The following is a 6,550-nucleotide window of genomic DNA, read 5'->3' as shown; positions in this document are numbered from 1 at the left end:
TCCGGCCGCCGCCGGCCCGGCGACCCCGCCGGCCCCCTCGGCCCCCGCGGCGCCGGCCGCCCCGGCGGCCCGTGACGCCAAGCCCACCGTGCCGTCGCCCACCCCGCCCGGGGACGACGCCCCGGCCGCTCCGAGCGGCCGGACCGGGGGCCTGTTCTCCGGCTTCCGGGCCCGTCGCCCCGGCGACGACGCCCCCGAGGCGCCGACCCAGGACGGCCCGGAGGCCTCGGCGGCCGACGGTGCCGACGGTGCCGACGGCGCCGGGGAGACCCGGTCGCCGGAGCCGTCGGACGGTCCGGCGGTCGAGGTCCTGGTTCCGGCCGAGGAGGTCGCGCCGACCCCCACGCTCGAGCCCAGCTCCGCCCCGCTGCGCAGCCGCCGCGCCGTCCGCACGGAGGCCTCGCCGGCCGAGGCCGGCCCGTCCGTCGGTGCACCGGCGTCCGAGGTGGCGTCCGAGCCGACGTCCAAGCCGACGTCCGAGCCGACGTCCGGGCAGCCCGCCGCCGAGGCGACTGCCGCGCCGGCCACGGAGAGCGAGCAGGACAGCGACCCGAGCCGGCCCGCCGTCGCCGGGACGGACCGCCCTGCCGCGGACGCCCCCACCGCACCGGTCACCACCTCGGCGCAGGAGCCGCAGGCAAGCGCCCCCGCGCCGGAGCGCACCGCCCCGGCGACGGGCCGGACCCCGGTCGTCAAGGCACCCGCCAACGTCCCCACGCGCTCCGTGCCGGTCGCGTCGTCCGAGGGCGCCTCCACGCCGTCCGCGGAGCTGACCCACCTGGCCCGGACCGCGCCGACCGAGGTCGCACCGCAGGACGCGCAGGCCCCGGCGGCCGACGTCGAGGCCACCCCGGAGGCCGACCAGCCCACCGGGCCCCTGCTCGGCGCCCCCGCGGTGACGATCCTGCCCGGCGGCGGCCAGCGGGGTCGCGGTTTCCTGCGCGGTGGCCGCAAGTCCGCCGAGCCGGTGACCCCGATGACCCGGCGCGAGCTGCGCCGGCTGGAGTCCGGCGCCGGCACGGCCGACCCGGCCCCCGCGCCCGCCGTCGCACCGGTCCCCGCGCCGTCCCGGACCCGGTCGTCCGCACCGGCCCCCGTGCCGGCGGCGTCCCGGCCGTCCGCCCCGGCACCCGCGTCGGTGCGGCCGGCAGGGGCCCAGCCCACCGCGCCGGCCCCGTCCGGACTCGCCGACGTCCCGGCGCAGCGCCCCGCGCCCGCACCGCAGGACGCCCAGCCCGGCCCCTCGCTGCCCCCGCCGTCCCTCTTCGGGACGTCGCCGCAGCCGGAGCCGACCCCCGAACCGGCCATCGCCGACGGCCTGCGTCAGCGCAGCGCGCTGGCGTCGGAGGCCCTGGCCGAGCTCAGCATGCTCTCGTCCTACAGCCCCGCGGCCGTGGAGACGAAGGCGCCGAGCACCCTGAGCCGGCGCACGCCCGCGTCGACCCCGGCAGCCGAGATCTCGGTGCCGCGGCCGACCCCCGGGCCGGCGCGTCGGGCCCGCAACGCCTCGGACGTCCGGAGCATGCTCTCCGGCTTCCAGGCCGGTGTCGCCCGCGGGCGCACCTCGCCGGGCGGTTCACCGAGCGGTGAACCGGCCTCGTCCCCGAAGAGCGACTCGTGACACGGGGAGCACCACCGAACCACCGCTCCACGGCACCACCAGCACCACCAGGACCATCCCGAACCGCCCACCCGCACAGCCCGACCCCGGCGCGCGCCGGAGACCGCACCACCGGAGGAACCACGTGACCACGATGAGCACCGAGGCCGCCAACTTCAACTGGCTGCTCGACAACTTCGTCAAGAGCGTGCCCGACGTCCGCCACACCCTGGTCGTCTCCGCCGACGGGCTGCTGATGGCGATGTCGGACGAGCTCGACCGGACCAGTGGTGACCAGCTCGCCGCGATCGTCTCGGGCATGTCCGCCCTCACCGGCGGCGCCGCCCGCCAGCTGGGTGGCGGCGAGGTCCGCCAGGCGATCGTCGAGATGGACACGCTGTTCATGTTCCTGATGAGCATCTCCGACGGGTCCGTCCTGTCGGTGGTGGCCAGTGCGAGCTGCGACGTCGGCCTGATCGGCTACGAGATGGCTCTCCTGGTCAGCCGCACCGAGAGCACCCTCACCCCCCAGCTCGTGTCCGAGATGCGGTCGCGCCTGCCGCTGCACGGCGCGACCCGGGCTGCGGCGATGGGGTGACGAGATGACTGAGCTGACCCACCGTCCCTTCGCGGACGACGACCACGACGAGGACGACGCCTACACGGTCCGTCCGTACGCCGTGACCGGGGGCCGGACCGCCCCGTCGTCGGACCGCATGCCCGTCGAGGCCCTGGTCCAGGGCCTGGCCAAGCCGGACGTCGGCATGACGCCCGAGCGACGCCAGATCCTCGAGCTCACCGCCACCCAGTACCTGTCGGTGGCCGAGCTGTCCGCACACGTCCGGCTCCCGGTCGGCGTCGTCCGGGTCATCGTGAGCGACCTGTCCGACGAGCAGCTCGTGCGCGTGCACGGCCTCACCCCGAGCTCGGACTTCAACCCCGCGGCCTCCCTCAGCGTCCTGGAGAGTGTTCTCAATGGCATTTCCTCGCTCTGACGTCGCCCCGGCCGCAGCGGCCCCCGGCGACCAGAACCCTGCGGCGGCCCACGGGGTCGCCGGTGGCGGTGCCGTCGAGGCGGCCCCCACCACCGTCAAGATCGTCGTGGCCGGCGGGTTCGCCGTCGGCAAGACGACCTTCATCGGCTCGATCTCCGACATCGAGCCGCTGCGCACCGAGGCCGCGATGACCGAGCACTCGGTCGGCGTCGACGACGCCGGTGGCCAGACCGACCGCAAGACCAGCACCACGGTCGCCATGGACTTCGGCCGCATCGCGCTGCCGGGCAACCTGTGGCTGTACCTGTTCGGCACCCCCGGCCAGGACCGGTTCCTCTTCATGTGGGACGACCTGGTGCGCGGTGCGATCGGTGCGGTCGTCCTCGTGGACACCGAGCGCCTGGAGCAGTGCTTCCCGGCGATCGACTACTTCGAGGCGCGGCAGATCCCGTTCGTCGTGGCGGTCAACTGCTTCGACGGCGTCGCCAAGCACGACCTGGACGCCGTCCGGGAGGCGCTCTGCGTCCCCGAGCACGTCCCGATGATCTACACCGACGCCCGCTCGCGGGCGGCGACCAAGCAGGCGCTGATCACGCTCGTCCAGCTCGCCATGCAGCGGCTGCGCGGCTGACGCCACCTGCGACCCGGCGGACCCCTCCCGCCGGCCCCGGTCCCGGAGCGGCCACCTGACCCCTGGTCGGTGGCCGCTCCGGCACGTCCGGCCCCCCTGACCGCACCTTTCCACCAAGGTGCGGTCGATCGGCCCTCCGGACCCGCACCTTTCCACCAAGGTGCGGTCGATCGGCCCTCCGGACCCGCACCTTTCCACCAAGGTGCGGGTCCGTTGGGGTCAGGAGGCGCAGGTTTCCACCACGGTGCGGTCACGGCGCCCGGGGGAGGGTGGCTGCGCGCTCAAGGACCGCGCCTGGCGGATGCCACCCATTCGCAGGACGCAGGTGTCCGTTTGGCGAGACGCCTCGTGGTCGGGGAACGGACCGAGGGGATCATGTGTTCGCCCTGACGAGGCGTGCGCCCACACCGGTCCCCAGACCCGCGCGCGCCGAGCCCTGCGACACGAGGAGAACCGGTGCGGATCTACGACGACGTCACCCAGCTGGTCGGCAACACCCCGCTGGTCCGGCTGAACCGGGTCACCGGCGACGCCCAGGCCACCGTGCTGGCGAAGCTGGAGTTCTACAACCCGGCCAACAGCGTCAAGGACCGCATCGGCGTCTCGATGATCGAGGCAGCCGAGGCGTCGGGGCAGCTGCAGCCGGGCGGGACGATCGTCGAGGCCACCTCCGGCAACACCGGCATCGCGCTGGCGATGGTGGGTGCCGCGAAGGGCTACCAGGTCGTCCTGACGATGCCCGAGACGATGTCGAAGGAGCGCCGCGCCCTGCTGCGCGCGTTCGGTGCCGAGCTCGTCCTCACCCCGGGCAGCGAGGGCATGAAGGGCGCTGTCGCCAAGGCCGAGGAGATCGGCGAGGAGCGCGGGGCCGTCCTGGTCCGCCAGTTCGCCAACGAGGCCAACCCCGCCGTGCACCGGCGCACCACCGCCGAGGAGATCTGGAACGACACGGACGGCGCCGTGGACGTCGTCGTGTCCGGCATCGGCACCGGCGGCACCATCACCGGCGTCGGCCAGGTCCTCAAGGAGCGCAAGCCCGGTCTGCAGATGGTCGCGGTCGAGCCGGAGGAGTCGCCGATCCTCAACGGCGGCGCCCCCGGGCCGCACAAGATCCAGGGCCTCGGCGCGAACTTCGTCCCCGAGATCCTCGACACCGGCGTCTACGACGAGGTCATCGACGTCAACGCCGAGACCGCCGTGCAGTGGGCCCGCCGCGCCGCGGCCGAGGAGGGCCTGCTCGTCGGCATCTCCTCCGGCGCCGCGATCGCCGCCGCCGTCCAGGTCGCCCAGCGGCCCGAGAACGCCGGCAAGACCATCGTCGTCGTGGTGCCGTCGTTCGGTGAGCGGTACCTGTCCACCGTGCTCTACAGCGACCTCATGGAGTGACGTGCTCTCCCACGCCGACCCCGCACACCGTGCGGACAGCACCGACGGAGCCGACGCCCCCGACGGGCGCCGACCCGACCGTCGGGTGACGCACCAGCCCCCGCGAGCGCCGCACCTGCGTCCCGTGCCGTCCCCGGACGGCGCGCCGGCGCCGGCCCGCGGCTGGCGCGAGGCGCTGCGCGAGGACCTCGAGACGGCCGCCCGTCGCGACCCCGCCGCCAGGTCGCGCGCCGAGCTGCTGCTGGCCTACCCGGGCCTGCACGCGGTCTGGCTGCACCGGCTCGCGCACCGGATGTGGCGGCGTCCGGGTCTGCGGCTGGCGGCGCGCGTCGTCTCGCACGTCAACCGCGCGGTCACGGGCATCGAGATCCACCCCGGGGCGACCATCGGCCGGCGCTTCTTCATCGACCACGGCATGGGCGTCGTCATCGGCGAGACCGCGGAGGTCGGGGACGACGTCATGCTCTACCACGGGGTCACGCTCGGCGGGCGCTCCACCGAGCGCACGAAGCGGCACCCCACGCTGAGGGACGGCGTGCTCGTCGGCGCCGGTGCCCGCATCCTCGGGCCGGTGGTCGTCGGTGAGCAGGCGCAGGTCGGCGCGAACGCCGTCGTGGTGCGCGACGTCCCCGCCGGCGCGGTCGTCGTCGGCGTCCCGGGCCGCGTCGTGCGCAGCGCCCCGCGCCCGCACCCCGACGACATGGTCGACCCGGCGCTCTACATCTGAGCCGGGATCTGACCGGGACGGGTCCCGCCGGTTCGACAGCACCCGACGAGGACGGCACGAGGCCCCCGCCACCCGGAGGTGGCGGGGGCCTCGTGCACCCGGGCTACCCGATCAGAGGTTGGCCTTGCCGGCCGCCTGTGCCTCGGCCGTGGCCTGCGCGCGCCGCTCGTCGCGGTCCTGGCGGATCTCGGCCTTCTTGTCCTCACCGGCCGCCAGCTCCGGCGCGGCGGTGCGGGCCTGGGTCTTGTCCATCGCCTTCAGGGACGGCGCCTGCGCGGCGGCCGCCTCCGGCGTCGGCTGCAGGTCGACGAACTGGCCGGTGACCTCGCCGCGGACGCGGTTGCCCTCGCCGGTCGGCGCGGGGTCGTTGCCCTCGCCGCCCAGGTCGCCGCGGACGATGGTGTCGCTGACCTGGACGCCGCCGGTGCTGTTCGACACGGTCAGGTTGCCGCCGAAGTAGCTCGGGCCGTCGCACTCGCTGAGCACGCCGCCGCCGCCGATCTGCGTGCCGTAGGCGTTGCCGTCGTACAGCGCGTCACCGTCGACCTCGCTCTCGCAGAACACGGCGCCGTACTCCATGCCGGTCACCGTGAGGGTGCGGAACAGGGTGCTGTCGAAGATGTCGGAGTAGTCGCCGCCGGCGACGGAGACCGGGCCGCTCACGTCGGTGCCGTCGAGCACCAGCGCGCCGTTCGTGATGTCCACGCGCTTGCCGATGCTCGCGTCCGAGGTGAAGAGGAACGGGTCGGCGTCGCCGCCCTCCTCGACGTAGGCGCCACCCACCTGGGTGGTCTCCAGGTAGGTGCCGTAGCCCGCGCGGCTGCGCACGTTGCCGCTGACGGTGGTGTTGACGGCGTCGAGGTAGGCGTCGGCCTGGACGACGACGTTGCCGTTGAAGGTGGCGTCGACGGCGACGAGGTCGGCGCCGGCCGCGACGCGCACGTTGCCGTTGACCGTCGTGCCGGTGAGCGTGCAGGACCTGCCTGCGGGGACGACGAGGTCGCCGGGGACCGTGACGGCCCCTCCCTCACCGATGCATCGGGTGACGAGGTCCGCCTGCGCCGGGGCGCCGGTGACGGCGATCCCTCCGGCGACGAGGGCGGCGGTGACCAGGGCAGGAGCAGCTCTCATGGGGTTCCCTCCGAGTACGTAGCCCGGGCGGGTCACCCGAGCACCCCTGGACCCAACCGTGGAGCACCCGTTCGGGTCAA

At 74.8% G+C, this 6,550-nt stretch carries 6 protein-coding genes and 1 pseudogene; 6 read left to right on the top strand and 1 reads right to left on the bottom strand.

Features of this window, described 5'->3' with window-relative positions; genetic code table 11:
- The 6 genes and pseudogenes from ACYVQV_RS06840 to epsC all read left to right on the top strand — a co-directional run.
- A pseudogene (locus ACYVQV_RS06840) lies at positions 1-1,621 on the top strand (hypothetical protein); the annotation flags it as partial.
- 124 nt (positions 1,622-1,745) lie between these two features.
- Positions 1,746-2,198 carry a roadblock/LC7 domain-containing protein gene (locus tag ACYVQV_RS06835; RefSeq protein WP_461022515.1) on the top strand — a complete coding sequence of 151 codons (453 nt, stop codon included), beginning with the start codon at positions 1,746-1,748 and terminating at the stop codon, positions 2,196-2,198.
- Between the two features lie 4 nt (positions 2,199-2,202).
- Positions 2,203-2,595, top strand: a complete 393-nt coding sequence (locus tag ACYVQV_RS06830; protein ID WP_461022514.1) for a DUF742 domain-containing protein — start codon at positions 2,203-2,205, stop codon at positions 2,593-2,595.
- Positions 2,576-3,226 (top strand): GTP-binding protein, encoded by a 651-nt coding sequence (locus ACYVQV_RS06825; protein WP_461022513.1) that lies wholly within the window; start codon positions 2,576-2,578, stop codon positions 3,224-3,226. Before ACYVQV_RS06830 ends, ACYVQV_RS06825 begins: the two co-directional genes overlap by 20 nt.
- Positions 3,227-3,682: 456 nt before the next feature.
- The gene (gene cysK / locus ACYVQV_RS06820) at positions 3,683-4,612 is read left to right on the top strand and encodes a cysteine synthase A (protein WP_461022512.1); all 930 of its coding nucleotides are present in this window, start codon (positions 3,683-3,685) and stop codon (positions 4,610-4,612) included.
- Positions 4,613-4,736: 124 nt separating this feature from the next.
- Positions 4,737-5,339: a serine O-acetyltransferase EpsC gene (epsC, locus tag ACYVQV_RS06815; RefSeq protein WP_461022523.1), complete on the top strand. Its 603-nt coding sequence runs from the start codon at positions 4,737-4,739 to the stop codon at positions 5,337-5,339.
- A 111-nt stretch (positions 5,340-5,450) separates the two neighbouring features.
- On the opposite strand, the gene ACYVQV_RS06810 is transcribed toward epsC, so the two are convergent.
- Positions 5,451-6,470, bottom strand: coding sequence for a hypothetical protein (locus ACYVQV_RS06810; RefSeq protein WP_461022511.1), 1,020 nt, complete (start codon positions 6,468-6,470; stop codon positions 5,451-5,453).
- Positions 6,471-6,550: the final 80 nt, after the last annotated feature.

It is taken from the genome of Thalassiella azotivora, assembly GCF_054781695.1.
The sequence above is the reverse complement of the archived record's forward strand: the minus strand, read 5'-3'. Positions and strand labels throughout refer to the sequence as shown.